The following is a 16,346-nucleotide window of genomic DNA, read 5'->3' on the forward strand; positions in this document are numbered from 1 at the left end:
CTTTGGATAACAAAAAGCCGCGATGAACGCGGCTTTTCCATTCTTAGCAATGAATCTTCGATTACATTTAATTAAAAATGTGAGATTTAGAACGGAATATCGTCATCAAAATCCATAGGTGGCTCATTGTATTGCGGCTGAGCTTGTTGAGGTGCTTGCTGCGGTGCCTTTTGTTGAGCAGGAGCATTATATTGCTGCTGTTGTTGCTGCTGAACAGCAGGTTGTTGCGGTTGACCCCAACCACCTTGTTGCTGTTGCCCCATACCGCCTTGAGCAGGAGCACCACCTTGCGCACGACCACCAAGCATTTGCATTACACCGTTGAAGCCTTGAACAACAACTTCTGTAGTGTAACGATCCTGACCGCTCTGATCTTGCCATTTACGAGTTTGAAGTTGACCTTCAATGTAAACTTGAGAACCTTTACGCAAGTACTCACCAGCCACTTCGGCTAGCTTTCCAAACAAAGCAACACGGTGCCATTCTGTTTTTTCGCGTTGCTCGCCTGTTGCTTTGTCACGCCATGATTCTGACGTTGCAATCGTAATGTTCGCTACCGCACCACCATTTGGCATGTAACGAATTTCTGGGTCATTACCTAGGTTACCCACCAATATAACTTTGTTAACTCCACGGCTAGCCATGATTTGCTCCGTCTAAATTCATAGTGTCATAAAATTTTTAGCGACCAAGAATAGCATGCTTTTCTACACTGATAAATCGCAATCCGACACTTGTCAGAAACCAAAAAATAAAAGCCTAATAAATCATGATTTTCAGAGGTGTGTAACTCAAAAAGCAACTAACAAACCACACATTTACTTTTCGCATTGATATGCAACGCAAGTCATTAAGTCTCGTATGGAGAATGGAACAATTGAATGCCAACGTATTCTGACTGCTCATTCCAAAGGTTATTCAATGAAACAATCCAGTTATGCTCGTACTATTCATTTTTTATGTTTAGACCCTGAAAGTGTTTATTTGCATGTGGATCAAATAAAGAAACATATGTCAGTACCATTGCAACTGATTACACCTAATGAACTGCTGTTAGTGAACCAAAAGCAAAGAAACAGAATTTTACTTGTCGATCACAAACAATTCGATAATTTACTCAATCACTATGAAAACCTTCCGGTGATTTGGAAGCACTATGAAATTATATTATTTAATGTAACGAAAAGGCTAACAACCGCGGAGTTGATTGTCTTTGGGATATTAAAGGGCTTATTTTACAGTGGCAGTAACCAACAAGATATCGCAAAAGGGTTGCATGCCATTATAGACGGTCAAAATTGGCTACCTAGACAAGTTGCAAGCCAACTTCTTTTTTATTACCGAAATATTGTGGATACTAATACCACTCCAACCAATGTCGACTTAACGATTCGAGAGCTCCAAGTACTTCGGTGCCTGCAAGCTGGTTCATCAAACATTCAGATAGCAGACGATTTATTTATTAGTGAGTTCACCGTCAAATCGCACCTTTATCAGATATTTAGAAAACTAGCAGTCAAAAACCGAGTTCAAGCCATTGCGTGGGCAAATCAGAATTTACTTTCTTAATTTAGTTAAGTGAAATATTAATAATGCTTTCTGATACTCATGAAAATTTCACATTGGATATGCTAGAATTTCAGACATAAAAACATCCATAGATAAAGAGCTTACCATGATTAATAAATGCCTTTTCCCTGCAGCAGGCTACGGTACACGATTCTTACCAGCAACGAAATCTATGCCAAAAGAAATGATGCCAGTGGTCAATAAACCACTTATCGAATATGGCGTAGAGGAGGCAATTCAAGCTGGGATTAATGGTATGTGTATCGTAACCGGTCGAGGTAAGCACTCGATCATGGATCATTTCGATAAGAACTACGAACTTGAACATCAAATCAGTGGTACCAACAAAGAAGAACTGTTGGTCAATATCAGAGAAACAATTGAAGCCGCTAACTTCACCTATATTCGTCAACGTGAAATGAAAGGTTTAGGGCATGCTATTTTAACCGGTCGTGAACTCGTTGGTGATGAACCTTTTGCTGTAGTGCTAGCAGACGATTTATGTGTAAATGAACAGCAAGGCGTTCTAGCTCAAATGGTTGCTTTATATAAACACTTTCGCTGTTCAATTGTTGCTGTACAGGAAGTACCTGAAGATGAAACTCACAAATATGGCGTGATCTCAGGTGAAATGATCAAAGACGATATTTATCGTGTTGAAAATATGGTGGAAAAGCCAGAACAAGGTACAGCACCAAGTAACCTTGCAATAATTGGTCGTTATATTTTGACACCTGATATCTTTGAGTTGATAGAACAGACTGAACCGGGTAAAGGCGGCGAAATTCAAATAACAGACGCTTTATTGAAACAAGCAAAATCAGGCTGCGTCCTTGCTTACAAGTTTAAAGGTAACCGATTCGATTGTGGTAGCGTTGAAGGCTATATCGAAGCAACTAATTACTGCTTTGAGAACTTGTATAAAAAAGACCAGAAAAAAGTTGAGTTAGATAAGCATTCAACTAAAAAAGAAGCATAAACTCATATTTTAATAAATATTATAAAGGCGACCAAATTGGTCGCCTTTCTTTTTACTGTTTTTTTATCCAGTAAAACTTTGCACAAATCTCACACTATGTAATACTTTACCCACTAAAAACACAGGGTCGGTAGAGATGGATAAAATAGAAATTAGAGGCGCGAGAACGCATAACCTTAAAGACATTAATCTGACAATCCCCCGAGATAAATTGATTGTTATCACAGGGCTTTCAGGTTCAGGTAAGTCCTCATTGGCGTTCGATACACTCTATGCAGAAGGACAACGCCGCTATGTTGAATCCCTTTCAGCATATGCTCGCCAATTTTTATCTCTCATGGAAAAACCCGATGTCGACCACATCGAAGGCTTATCTCCAGCAATCTCTATCGAACAAAAGTCAACATCCCACAACCCGCGTTCAACAGTTGGTACAATAACTGAAGTTTATGATTACTTACGTTTATTCTATGCAAGAGTTGGGGAGCCTCGATGTCCGGAGCATCACACTCCTTTAGCAGCTCAAACCATAAGTCAAATGGTAGACAAAGTTTTAGAACTTCCTGAAGGTTCTAAAATGATGTTGCTCGCCCCGATTGTGAAAGAACGTAAAGGTGAGCATGTTAAAACGCTCGAAAACCTTGCAGCTCAGGGCTTTATTCGCGCTCGAATTGATGGTGAGACTTGCGATCTATCCGATCCACCAGCATTAGAACTTCATAAAAAACACACTATCGAAGTTGTCGTTGACCGTTTTAAAGTACGCCCTGATCTACAGCAGCGACTTTCAGAATCTTTTGAAACCGCACTAGAACTTTCTGGTGGAATAGCAGTAGCTGGATGGATGGATGAAACCGACCAAGAGGAAATAGTCTTCTCTGCTAACTTTGCATGTAACCAATGCGGTTATAGCATGCAAGAATTGGAACCAAGGCTCTTTTCCTTCAACAACCCCGCAGGAGCATGCGGTACATGTGATGGTTTAGGTGTTCAACAGTATTTTGATCCAAGCAGAGTCATTTTAGATGAAAAATTAAGTATTGCTGAAGGTGCTATTAAAGGCTGGGATCAAAAGAATTATTACTATTTCCAAATGCTCACATCTTTATCTGAGCATTATGGTTTCGATCTCTATGCTCCTTTTTCTTCACTTCCCAAGAAGACTAAAGACATCATTTTGAAAGGCTCTGGGCATACTGAGGTTGAATTTAAGTACATCAATGACCGCGGTGATATCAGATTAAAAAGACATCCTTTCGAAGGTATTTTAAATACCTTAGAGCGTCGATACCACGATACGGAATCGAGCGCTGTTCGTGAAGATTTAGCCAAATACATTTCGACTAAGTCTTGCTCTAGCTGCGGCGGAACAAGATTAAGAGTAGAAGCTAGAAATGTTTTTATTGCGGATACCGCTTTACCGGAAATTGTAGAATTGAGCATTGCAGATGCACTTCATTTTTTCCAAACATTGAAGCTGGAAGGTCAACGCGCTCAAATAGCAGAAAAAATCATGAAAGAGATTAATGATCGTCTGCATTTCCTAGTTAACGTTGGCTTAAATTACCTGAACCTTTCACGAAGTGCTGAGACCTTATCCGGTGGTGAAGCTCAACGAATCCGTTTAGCTAGCCAAATTGGTGCTGGTTTGATGGGGGTAATGTATGTTTTAGATGAGCCTTCTATCGGTCTCCACCAACGAGATAATGAACGCTTGCTCAAAACATTGATCCACCTTAGAGATCTTGGCAACACCGTATTGGTTGTTGAGCATGATGAAGACGCAATCAGGTGTGCAGACCATGTCATAGATATTGGTCCAGGAGCTGGTGTGCATGGTGGTCATGTGGTTGCTGAAGGGACAATGGCTGAAATAATGGAAAACCCTGACTCACTGACAGGTCAATATCTCAGTGGTAAAAAAGAAATTGCGATTCCAGAAAAAAGAACGCCGATTGATAAAAAGAAAGTGGTCGAAATCATCGGAGCTACTGGTAACAACTTAAAAGAAATTACCGCAACGATACCTGTTGGGTTATTTAGCTGTATCACTGGTGTATCGGGCTCTGGTAAATCTACGTTAATCAATGACACCTTCTTTAAGGTTGCACATACTCAATTAAATGGTGCAACCACGGCAGTGCCGGCTCCCTATAAAAAAATGAAAGGATTAGAGCACTTCGATAAAGTGATCGACATCGATCAAAGTCCAATAGGCAGAACGCCAAGATCAAATCCAGCGACTTACACGGGAATCTTCACTCCAATCCGAGAATTGTTTGCAGGCACTCAAGAGTCTCGTTCTCGCGGTTATAAACCAGGAAGATTTAGCTTTAATGTAAGGGGCGGTCGATGCGAAGCCTGCCAAGGCGATGGCGTCATCAAAGTAGAAATGCACTTTCTACCTGATGTTTATGTTCCTTGTGATGTTTGTAAAGGTAAACGCTATAACCGAGAAACTTTAGAAGTCAGATACAAAGGAAAAACCATTGATGAAGCATTAGCGATGACTGTCGAAGATGCGCATGAGTTCTTCAAGCCTGTTCCTGTAATAGCTAGAAGATTACAAACATTAATGGATGTAGGGCTTTCATATATCCGATTAGGTCAAGCGGCAACAACACTTTCTGGAGGGGAGGCTCAACGTGTCAAACTAGCACGAGAACTGTCCAAACGCGATACTGGAAAAACACTCTATATTTTAGATGAACCAACCACAGGGTTACACTTCCACGATATTCAACAGCTGTTAGTCGTTTTACACAGGCTTAGAGATCATGGAAATACGGTTGTCGTCATTGAGCATAATTTAGATGTAATCAAAACAGCGGATTGGATTATTGATTTAGGTCCGGAAGGTGGGCAAGGCGGTGGTGAAATCATTGCATCAGGAACACCAGAAGATGTGGCGCAAGTCGAAGGTTCTCATACAGCTCGATTCCTTAAGCCCATGTTAAAGTTATAAAAAGCTATAATCGTCGAGAGTAAATCTCCGACAGCGAGCAATAGTAAAAAATGTTAGTGTGTAGAGCTTGCTTGATAAGGCAAGCTCTTCTTTTTCCAAGGTTAGGATATATGGTCACAATACATAAAAGCGGGACACAATTAGATCGTAATACTCAAGCTCTTCCTTTAAATCGAGTATTTCTTGCTTCCTTAGCGGTAGTGTTTCTTCTTGCTATGCATTTTTTCATGCCTAACCCCGGAGGCTCAGGCTTAGCACTCTCCTTTAATCCAACTACTTGGTTCGCTCTCAGCTTCAGCTTGGCGATTGGCTTTTATCAACTAGCAACAAACCGTGTAATTCGCTACACAAAATTGACCATCGGTTTATTTGTCAGTTGTATAATACTTACCACTCCAATCCTATACAGCAATGCTGACATTTCCGGTGCAGCAGGCCGACTAGCAGGGCTATGGACAGGCTTTATTTTCTTCGTTTTATTACAACAGTTTCATTTCAGTAATAGACATAAGCAGCGCCTTCTGTGGCTCATTGTGCTAGCGGTCTTACTGCAAGCAATTTTTGGCTATGTTCAATTTTTCCACCTTGAGCCTGGGAATATCTTTGGCTACAACACCATAAGTAATAGACCCTATGGTATTTTCCAACAGCCGAATGTAATGGCAAGTTTTCTTGCTACAGGGCTTGTGCTTTCAGCTTATTTACTGGCCAGGCAACCTCACAAATACAACCATAAGCTCAGTGAATCGGCCCTTCTTTACATAATTCCAACAGTCACTATTCCTCTGCTCATCATTATTGCCTCTCGTACTGGGTGGCTAGCGAGTATCATTGGGGTTCTGCTTATTCTTCCTTACCTCTACCGATTTTCAACAACAAAACGCTTTCTGGGATGGTGTATTTCTGCTGTTGTTGGGATTACCATCGGTTTTGTTATTATAAACACAGGGGACAGCCTAGCTTCTAAGAGAGCTCATTTAGAGAGCCCAAGAGCTTATACCTTTCCCCAAACTCTCGATATGCTGACAGAAAAGCCATTGACTGGTTACGGCTATGGCAAATTTGAATCTGAATATACGCTTTATACTGCACGCCAGCACCAGCTAAATAGCAGCTATCGCCCGGGATTACCTGCAATGGATCACCCTCACAATGAATTACTTTACTGGGGTGCAGAAGGTGGAATTTTACCCTTAATTGGTATTTTTCTCGCAGCTGGGCTAGTGCTTGTTAGAATATCAAGTGCGAGTAAAGGCACTCGGTTGGCCATGTTAGCCCTCTTCATCCCTATTGTTTTGCATTCTCAGCTAGAATATCCATTTTATCACTCAGCTGTTCACTGGATTACTTTCATCATTTTGCTTTACTGGGTTGATCAACGCGTCTCACGCTATTCTCAAAAAAGCTTTGGTGTGATTAATAAGACAACATTTCGGGTTACCAGTTTAGTTTTGCCGATACTTGTTGGCTTTTACATGCTAAGTGCATTGCACACGAATTATATATTGACCAAATTTGAGCAATCACGCCCTAAAAACCCAGATATCCTGAAGCAAGTCACCAACCCAGTCGTTTGGAAGGATAGGTTTGATTGGGATGTTTATAGTACTTACTTAAATATAGGTTTGTATAAAAACGATCCTGAGCTAATTCAGCCGTACATTGATTGGTCATTAGAGATTATTAAAAGCAAGCCAAGACCTGCATTCTACAGTAATTTGGTCCTGGCATACCAAGGTATAGGTGAGGTAAGTAAAGCTGAGCAAATACGCAGAGAAGCCGAGTTTTTGTTCCCATTAAAAGACTTTTCTCAAATACAATACCAACCAGTATCGACGGCAGTATCTTCAGCTAAATGATACAAAAAAGCCCTTCCTCTATGACTAGTAGGAAGGGCTTTTCTTTAAACGAGACAGCTCTACTGGTTAGTCTATTTAAGTGACGTATCTATTTACCAACACTAACTATGTAAATAGCTAAATCACCTAGTTCATTACTTCTTCTAATGCTCTCAAGCATAGAGAAACATTTTCATTTCTAGCACCATAGCCCATTAAACCAATACGCCAAGCCTTTCCAGCTAATGAACCCAGCCCTGCGCCAATTTCTAGGTTGTACTGTTCAAGTAAGTCTCCTCTAACTTTAGCTTCATCAATGCCTTCAGGTATATAAATAGCGTTCAATTGAGGTAAGCGGCTTCCTTCAGGCACCACAAACGAAAAGCCTAGTTTTTCAAGCCCAACCTTTAGCTTATTGTGCATGCTTTGATGTCTTGCCCAAGCTTGTTCAAGCCCTTCATTTTTAAGCGCAACTAAGGATTCATGTAGTGCATATAAGCTATTTACCGGAGCCGTGTGATGGTAACTACGCTTCCCTTCTCCACTCCAATAGCCTAAGACAAGGCTTTGGTCTAGAAACCAACTTTGTACAGGGGTCTCACGCTTTTGTATTTTATCCACTGCCTTTTTAGATAAGGTCACAGGAGATAGCCCTGGCACACACGACAAGCATTTTTGGCTACCTGAATAAACTGCATCCAACTGCCACTCATCAACAAGTAAGGGCACACCACCAAGAGAAGTCACAGCATCAACAATAGAAAGCGCATCATACTGCCTTGCAACCTGAGAAATAGCCTCAGCATCAGAAAGTGCACCTGTAGAAGTTTCTGCATGTACAAATGCCACTGCAACTGCATCAGGGTTGGCTTTTAGTGCCTGCTCGACTTTTTCAACAGAAACAGGAGCACCCCACTCATCATCAACTAAAATGGCTTCACCACCGCAACGTACTACGTTTTCACGCATGCGTTCTCCAAAGACACCATTTCGGCAAACTACGACTTTTTCACCTGGTTCTATCAAGTTAACAAAGCAAGTTTCCATACCCGCACTACCTGGCGCAGAGACAGCAATTGTGAATTCATTTTCAGTTTGGAAGGCATATTTCAATAGCTGCTTAAGTTCATCCATCATGCCAATAAATAAAGGGTCAAGGTGACCTATAGTTGGGCGACTAAGTGCTTGAAGAACTTGAGGCGAAATATCGGAAGGTCCTGGCCCCATTAACGTTCGATGAGGAGGAATAAAGCTTTGGATAGAATTTGGAGAATGAAAACTAGACATGTGCATCCCTGAGTCAGTGATTTAGATATCCACACTAAAACAATTTTTCACAGGCATCAATTAGCCGTAAGTATGAGGTCAAACCAGTGTCACAAAGTTGTTAAATTTAATTTACTATTTATATTCAGTTACCGATTGACATTCTTAGCACAAAAACGTTCAATGAAATGGCTATCAAGCAGAAGAGGAGCATTGCCCAGGCAGATATTTTGTGGAACCTCATTTCCAATACAAAATATTCAGGGGGAGCAATGCCGAGATAATACAAGCATGTGGGCTCGTGTTATCGGTTGATTGGGTTGAATCCCGTCGACTGTCATCATTTCTATATGGTGAAGAGCTTCTGAGGTTTACAATTCTATTAATACCTCTCTATTTGCTCAAAAACTCTCTTCAAACATTGGATGTTGGATTACCAACCGTAATTTTATTTAGGAAGTCGTGGGAGAAACATCGTGAGCGCAATTAATGTAGCTGGTTCTTTTAATGTCGCTAAGTTTGGTGGAACAAGTGTTGCCAACTTTGAATCAATGAGCCGTTGTGCTGCTATTATCGAAAACAACCCAAATACAAAACTCATAGTGAGCAGTGCTTGTTCAGGCGTAACTAATCTTTTAGTCGAACTTGCCAATGGTGTTCAAGATAAAACTCGCAGATCAGAACTGCTCCGCCAATTAACTGAAATTCACCATGCAATTTTGGATGAGCTTGCTGATCCTGTTGCCGTTGAAAAAGATATTCACACCATTTTAGATAACATCGCTAGCGCCGCAGAAGCTGCATCATTCCAGTCGAGTGCAAAACTCACCGATCACCTTGTTGCTTGTGGTGAACTAATGTCAACTCACCTTCTCGCTCAAATATTGCGCGAAAGAGGCACGCAAGCTGTGCGCTTTGATATTCGTGAAGTACTAAGAACAACCAATGCTTTTGGTAAAGCTGAACCGCTATTAGATGAAATTTCATCATTAGCAACAGAAAAGCTAATCCCATTGTGTCATTCTCAAGTAGTTGTCACACAAGGGTTCATAGGTGCGGACAGCGACGGAAACACCACAACATTAGGTCGAGGTGGAAGTGATTACTCAGCAGCATTAATTGCAGAGTCTGTTCAAGCATCTGGGCTAGAAATTTGGACCGATGTACCTGGGATTTACACAACCGATCCTCGAATCGCACCAAAAGCCTCTCCTATTCCTGAAATTAGCTTTAGTGAAGCTTCTGAGATGGCGAATTTTGGTGCAAAAATTCTACACCCTTCAACCCTCGTACCTGCTTTACGTCATCAAATACCTGTTTTCGTTGGCTCATCTAAAGAACCTGAAAAAGGAGGAACTTGGATTCGTCAGCAAGTGGAAAGCTCTCCTCTATTCAGATCTTTAGCTTTACGTTGTAATCAAACGATGGTCACTTTACGCAGTGCTAACATGTTCCACGCTTATGGTTTTTTAGCCAAAGTGTTTGAGATTCTCGCAAAACATAAGATATCTGTAGATCTAATCACCACGTCAGAGATCAGCGTATCTTTAACTCTTGATCAAACAGACACATCAGGTGGCGCTCCCGAGCTTCCAGAAATTGCCAGAAAAGAGCTGGAAGAGTTATGTACTGTAGATATAGAACATAACCTATGTTTAGTTGCTCTAATTGGTAACAATATGAGTGAGAGTAAAGGCTATGCGAAACAAGTTTTCGGAACACTAGAAGATTTTAATTTGCGAATGATTTGCTATGGAGCAAGCCCACATAACTTATGCTTCTTGCTTCATGAATCGGTTTCTCGTGCTGCTATCCAAAAATTACACAAAGAGCTTTTTGAAGACTAACCTCAGATTAAACGTTTCAAAAAATAAAAAGGGTTGCCCATCAGCAACCCTTTTTAATCGATATCAGTCCAGATAACTCTAGTTAATGTTCGGACCTAACCATTTTTCAGCTTCTAACATATCCCAACCTTTGCGATCAGCATAACTTTCCACTTGGTCTTGTTGTATTTGAGCAATAGCAAAGTAGCGAGAGTCAGGGTGTGAGAAGTACATACCTGAAACAGAGGCACCGGGCCACATTGCGTAACTAGTTGTTAAAGACATATCTATTGCCTTCTCAACATCCATTAATTCCCACAACGTTCCCTTCTCAGTATGCTCTGGACAAGCTGGATAACCAGGTGCAGGGCGAATACCTTGGTATTTTTCGCGGATTAAATCATCATTGGTTAAATTTTCATCCGGAGAGTAACCCCAAATATTCTTACGCACTTCTTTATGGAGGTACTCAGCAAAAGCTTCGGCTAAGCGATCCGCGACAGCTTGAATCATAATTGCATTGTAATCATCGCCATTCGCTTTATATTCATCAGCCAATTCACGTTCACCAATACCACCCGTCACAGCAAAGCCACCAATCCAGTCTGGTTTTCCACTTTCTTTAGGTGCGATGTAATCAGATAAACAGTAGTTAAAGCCTTTCGGTTTTTCAGTTTGCTGACGAAGGTTATGCAGCACTTTAAGTACCTCAGTTCGAGACTCATCAGTGTAAACCTCAATATCATCACCAACGCTATTAGCTGGGAACATCGCACACATACCACGAGCCTCGAGTAATTTTTCTTTCTCAACTCGATCTAGCAGTTCATTTGCGTCTTTATATAAACGCTTAGCTTCTTCACCGACTTCTTCATGATCAAGAATTGCAGGGTATTTACCCATTAACGACCACGTCATAAAGAAAGGAGTCCAATCTATATACTCTCGTAACGTCTTAATATCGAAGTCATCAAAGATGTGAACACCAGGGTTAGTCGGAGCTGGCGGTGTGTAGTTAGCCCAATCAATATTCACTCGATTAGCTCTTGCTCTTTCTAAGGATACTGGTTTGGTTCTTGGTTTTTTACGATTATGCTGATCACGAACCCGCTCATAATCTAACTCTAACTTTTCAACAAAATCAGGTTTTAGTTCATCCGACAGCAAAGAAGTACACACACCTACGGCACGAGATGCATTGTTAACATACACAACTGGCTCCGAATAGTTTTGTTCAATTTTAACAGCGGTGTGCGCTTTTGATGTTGTTGCACCACCAATGAGCAATGGAAGCTTGAAACCCTGTCGTTCCATCTCTTTGGCAACATGAACCATTTCATCAAGAGAGGGAGTAATTAACCCCGAGAGACCGATAATGTCGACATTTTCTTCTTTGGCTACTTTAAGAATTTTTTCACAAGAAACCATGACACCAAGATCGATAATTTCATAGTTATTACACTGAAGCACAACTCCTACAATATTCTTACCGATATCGTGAACATCACCTTTAACTGTTGCAAGTAGGATCTTACCGTTTGTGGCTCCCACATCTTTAGTCGCGTTAATAAAAGGTTCTAAATGAGCAACAGCTTGCTTCATTACTCGAGCGGATTTAACCACTTGAGGCAAGAACATTTTACCTTCACCAAACAAGTCACCGACAACGTTCATGCCATCCATTAAGGGACCTTCAATTACCTCAATAGGGCGAGAAGCATTCACGCGAGCTTCTTCTGTATCGTCGACAATGAAATCAGTAATCCCTTTGACTAGAGAATGCTCTAAACGCTTCTCCACAGACCAAGTTCGCCACTCCAGCGCTGATTTGTCTTCAACTTTTCCAACAGCACGTTCTAAGTACTCTGTCGCAATATCTAGCAAGCGTTCAGTCGAATCATCACGACGGTTTAAAACGACATCTTCAACGGCTTCTCTTAAGTCTTCAGGAACGTTGTCATAAATTTCTAGTTGCCCAGCATTAACGATCCCCATATCCATACCATTTTTAAAACAGTGATATAGGAATACGGCATGAATAGCTTCACGTACGTAATTATTTCCTCGGAATGAGAATGAAACGTTAGACACGCCGCCTGATATCATTGCATGGGGTAAATCTCGTTTGATATCACCGACAGCCTCAATGAAATCAACCGCATAATTGTTATGTTCATCAATACCAGTAGCAACAGCGAAAATGTTCGGGTCAAAGATAATATCTTCAGGTGGGAAACCAACTTCATCGACAAGAATGTTATAAGCATTCGTACAGATTTCTAATTTTCGTTCTCTTGTATCAGCCTGACCAACTTCGTCAAATGCCATCACAATGACAGCTGCGCCATAACGTCGCACAAGCTTGGCTTGTTCAACAAATTTCTCTTTGCCTTCTTTCAAAGAGATGGAGTTTACGATGCCTTTACCTTGAATACATTTAAGACCTGCCTCAATTACTTCCCATTTTGAAGAATCAACCATGACTGGTACTTTAGATATTTCAGGTTCTGAAGCGCATAGATTTAAGAAGCGAACCATGCAAGCTTCTGCATCAAGCATACCTTCATCCATGTTGATATCGATGATTTGAGCACCATTTTCAACCTGTTCTCGAGCAACACTCAATGCTTCATCATACAGCTCTTCTTTTATCAATCGTTTGAAACGTGCAGAACCAGTTACGTTGGTTCGTTCACCAACGTTAACAAATAAAGATTCTTTTGAAATAGTAAGAGGCTCTAAGCCTGACAACCGGCAAGCTACTGGAATGTCGGGTAACTGGCGAGGTTTAACTCCTTCAACAACCTCTGCCATTTGACGAATATGTTCTGGCGTAGTACCACAACAACCACCAATTAGGTTGAGGAAGCCACTTTCAGCCCATTCTTTAACATGCTCTGCCATATCTTCAGGAGAAAGGTCATACTCACCAAAAGCATTAGGCAAACCAGCATTTGGGTGAGCAGAAACACTGCATTCAGAAATACGAGAGAGTTCACTCACGTATTCACGTAATTCATCCGGACCTAATGCACAGTTAAGACCAAAGGATATCGGTTTTACATGGCGTAAAGCATTGTAGAAAGCTTCTGTTGTTTGGCCAGAAAGAGTTCGCCCTGAAGCATCGGTAATTGTACCGGAGATCATCACTGGTAAAATAATACCATCTTCATCGAATACGGTTTCAACAGCAAAAGAACAAGCTTTAGCATTGAGAGTATCAAAGATAGTTTCAATTAAGATAAGGTCCGCACCACCTTTAATAAGTGCACGGGTTGACTCAGAGTAAGCCTTAACTAATTCGTCAAACGTAACATTCCGAAATCCAGGGTCGTTCACATCCGGAGATATCGTACAGGTTCTATTAGTAGGTCCAAGAACACCTGCAACATACCTAGGTTTATTTGGAGTTTTAGCAGTCCATTCATCTGCAGCTTCACGAGCGAGTTTTGCCGCAGCGAAATTGATCTCTTCACTAAGGCTTTCCATGTCATAGTCAGCCATGGCAATGGTAGTTGCATTAAATGTGTTCGTTTCTAAGATATCAGCCCCAGCCTCCAAGTACTGGTTATGAATATCTTTGATGAGTTGAGGCTTAGAAAGCACAAGCAAGTCATTATTACCTTTAAGATCACAATGCCAATCAGCAAAACGATCTCCTCGATAATCATTCTCTTCTAACTTGTAGTCCTGAATCATGGTGCCCATACCACCATCAATCAGCAAAATTCTCTGTTCTAATTGAGCAACAATTTGTTGTCTAATATTACTTCCCACAGTACAGCCTCATTCCTTTAGTTATCCATCCATCCTACCATATAAAAAGTAGAAATCTAGACGTCTAAAATAGCTTTAATTTTGTAAAAGACTAATAAGCCAAATTCACAATAGCATGACAAAAAGTGGTTGCTATTTACTCACTTAAAAATGAGAATCTCATGTAATAATTTGTTACACAATAAGAGCTCAATATGTCGGTCTACTATACGCTTTGCTTCCTTTCTGCAGCAGCAATGCTCATAGCATTTATAAATAGCAAAATAGGTAAGATGCAAACAACTATCGCAATTACAGCAGGGTCAATGATGCTGTCGCTACTGATTTTAATTGCAGGGCAAAACGATTGGTTTCAACTATCCCAACTCGCCTCAGAAACAGTATCAAGTATTAATTTCGAAGACTTCTTACTTAAGGGGATTTTAGGTTTTTTACTTTTTGCAGGTGGATTAGGCATTAAGCTTCCAAACCTAAAAGATCAAAAATGGGAAATTACAGTGCTTGCTTTAGGGGCAACACTCTTTTCTACATTTTTCATTGGAGGAGCCCTATATGGATTTTGTCATCTCATCGGAATTGAATTTGATTTTATATACTGCCTATTGTTTGGTTCATTAATATCGCCAACCGATCCGATTGCCGTTCTCGCCATTGTTAAAAAGTTGGATGCGCCCAGACGTATTTCAACTCAAATTGAAGGAGAATCATTATTCAATGATGGATTCGGTTTAGTGATCTTCGTAACTATTTTCACCATAGCCTTTGGCACAGAAACACCAACGCTAGGCAGTGTCAGTATGTTATTCGCACAGGAAGCAATTGGTGGCATTGTTTATGGCTTCGCATTGGGTCTCCTATTCCATTACCTAATCAGTGCAACTGATGACCATTCAATGGAACTGTTACTGACAATAGGAATTCCAACTGCTGGGTATGTGTTTGCAGACGTTATACATGTGTCAGGTCCTCTTTCCATGGTCGTATCTGGCATTATGATAGGAAATTGGACACGCTTTATTGGCTTCTCTAAAGAAAGCGAAGAACACTTAGATCATTTTTGGGAGCTCATCGATGAATTCCTAAATGGTGTCCTATTCTTACTTATCGGTATGTCTATGCTGCTTTTTGATTTTCATAAAGAAGACTGGATATTAATGGCTTTTTCAATTCCGTTAGTCTTAGGAGCACGTTACCTAAGTGTCTACATTTCATACTTAGGGTTTAAACGCTACAGAGAGTATAACCCTTGGGCGGTAAAGATACTGACATGGGGCGGGTTACGGGGTGGATTAGCTCTTGCAATGGCATTATCGATACCATCAGGAGTCCTTGTTATTCCTGATAAACTCATCGATGTAAAAGAGATTATTCTTGTGATGACCTACTCAGTTGTTGTTTTTTCTATTTTGATTCAAGGCTCAACAATCACTCCTATGATAGAAAAAGCAAAACTTGCTGAAAGAGAGTAGCGTAAGATAACCACAAACATAGCAGCCATGAGCTGCTATGTTACATATAACCTTATAGTTAAAACCCATTAGCTAAGCAGATATTCATCGTTTAAAAGGCACAGCAAAATGTCTGTGTAAAGATCCCCCTTATATCCAGAAGATCTACAGCTACAATTAATGGTAAAGAATTCTTCGATCGAAACTTGGGGCACATGAAAGTCCATAACTTTACTGTACCTGTTTTTTAAATAAGTGAGAGCCAAGCATGTGCGCTTAATTAATTCTATCGTTCTGGTGGGTAAATTTAGACGGGGTATTAAGCTCTGAGAAATTAGCAACCGAGTATATATTCAAAATATATCTTTCATAGCTAGTAAGCCTCTAAGAGCTATCACCCCTACCTAGAAAATTGTTTGAAGAGCAAAAGTGCCGTTAGAAAAATTATGAATTTAACTACTAATACCTTAAACGTAAAAAAGCCCTAGTCGTAAGACTAGGGCTTTTCAAATAGTGGCGGAGTGGACGGGACTCGAACCCGCGACCCCCGGCGTGACAGGCCGGTATTCTAACCAACTGAACTACCACTCCGCAGTGGTCAACTCACTAAGTGAGCGTCCATATCTCCAGGTTGGTCAACCTAAAGATTATAATTTAAAGCCTGGCGATGTCCTACTC

General features: G+C 40.7%; 9 protein-coding genes, 1 tRNA gene and 1 riboswitch. Of the genes, 6 read left to right on the plus strand and 4 right to left on the minus strand.

Going from position 1 to position 16,346, the window contains the following annotated elements:
- Window positions 1–86 precede the first annotated feature (86 nt).
- Window positions 87–644 carry a single-stranded DNA-binding protein gene (locus tag L4C37_RS08715; RefSeq protein ID WP_137374389.1) on the minus strand — a complete coding sequence of 186 codons (558 nt, stop codon included), beginning with the start codon at window positions 642–644 and terminating at the stop codon, window positions 87–89.
- A gap of 277 nt (window positions 645–921) precedes the next feature.
- Between L4C37_RS08715 and L4C37_RS08720 the strand changes: the two genes are divergently transcribed.
- The 4 genes from L4C37_RS08720 to L4C37_RS08735 all read left to right on the plus strand — a co-directional run bounded on the left by L4C37_RS08720 (window position 922) and on the right by L4C37_RS08735 (window position 7,372).
- A complete protein-coding gene (locus L4C37_RS08720; protein ID WP_137374388.1) occupies window positions 922–1,569 on the plus strand; it encodes a LuxR C-terminal-related transcriptional regulator in 648 nt (215 codons plus the stop codon).
- Window positions 1,570–1,675: 106 nt separating this feature from the next.
- Window positions 1,676–2,548, plus strand: a complete 873-nt coding sequence (gene galU, locus L4C37_RS08725) for a UTP--glucose-1-phosphate uridylyltransferase GalU (protein ID WP_137374387.1) — start codon at window positions 1,676–1,678, stop codon at window positions 2,546–2,548.
- 136 nt (window positions 2,549–2,684) lie between these two features.
- On the plus strand, window positions 2,685–5,513 hold the full coding sequence (uvrA, locus tag L4C37_RS08730) for an excinuclease ABC subunit UvrA (protein WP_429768351.1): 2,829 nt from the start codon (window positions 2,685–2,687) through the stop codon (window positions 5,511–5,513).
- Window positions 5,514–5,623: 110 nt separating this feature from the next.
- Window positions 5,624–7,372: a PglL family O-oligosaccharyltransferase gene (locus tag L4C37_RS08735; RefSeq protein WP_429768352.1), complete on the plus strand. Its 1,749-nt coding sequence runs from the start codon at window positions 5,624–5,626 to the stop codon at window positions 7,370–7,372.
- Between the two features lie 126 nt (window positions 7,373–7,498).
- On the opposite strand, the gene L4C37_RS08740 is transcribed toward L4C37_RS08735, so the two are convergent.
- Window positions 7,499–8,638: a pyridoxal-phosphate-dependent aminotransferase family protein gene (locus L4C37_RS08740; protein WP_429768353.1), complete on the minus strand. Its 1,140-nt coding sequence runs from the start codon at window positions 8,636–8,638 to the stop codon at window positions 7,499–7,501.
- A gap of 174 nt (window positions 8,639–8,812) precedes the next feature.
- Window positions 8,813–8,989, plus strand: a riboswitch (Lysine riboswitch).
- Window positions 8,990–9,093: 104 nt separating this feature from the next.
- Here L4C37_RS08740 and lysC point away from each other — a divergent pair.
- On the plus strand, window positions 9,094–10,464 hold the full coding sequence (lysC, locus tag L4C37_RS08745; protein ID WP_429768354.1) for a lysine-sensitive aspartokinase 3: 1,371 nt from the start codon (window positions 9,094–9,096) through the stop codon (window positions 10,462–10,464).
- A gap of 78 nt (window positions 10,465–10,542) precedes the next feature.
- Here the strand turns inward: lysC and metH are convergent, their stop codons facing one another.
- Window positions 10,543–14,220, minus strand: coding sequence for a methionine synthase (gene metH, locus L4C37_RS08750; protein WP_429768355.1), 3,678 nt, complete (start codon window positions 14,218–14,220; stop codon window positions 10,543–10,545).
- Window positions 14,221–14,414: 194 nt separating this feature from the next.
- Here metH and L4C37_RS08755 point away from each other — a divergent pair, with 194 nt between their 5' ends.
- Window positions 14,415–15,689: a cation:proton antiporter gene (locus tag L4C37_RS08755; RefSeq protein ID WP_429768356.1), complete on the plus strand. Its 1,275-nt coding sequence runs from the start codon at window positions 14,415–14,417 to the stop codon at window positions 15,687–15,689.
- A 493-nt stretch (window positions 15,690–16,182) separates the two neighbouring features.
- On the opposite strand, the gene L4C37_RS08760 is transcribed toward L4C37_RS08755, so the two are convergent.
- Window positions 16,183–16,259 (minus strand) — tRNA-Asp (locus L4C37_RS08760).
- Window positions 16,260–16,346 lie beyond the last annotated feature (87 nt).

This window comes from Vibrio kagoshimensis, assembly GCF_050337535.1.
GTDB lineage: Bacteria > Pseudomonadota > Gammaproteobacteria > Enterobacterales > Vibrionaceae > Vibrio > Vibrio gallaecicus.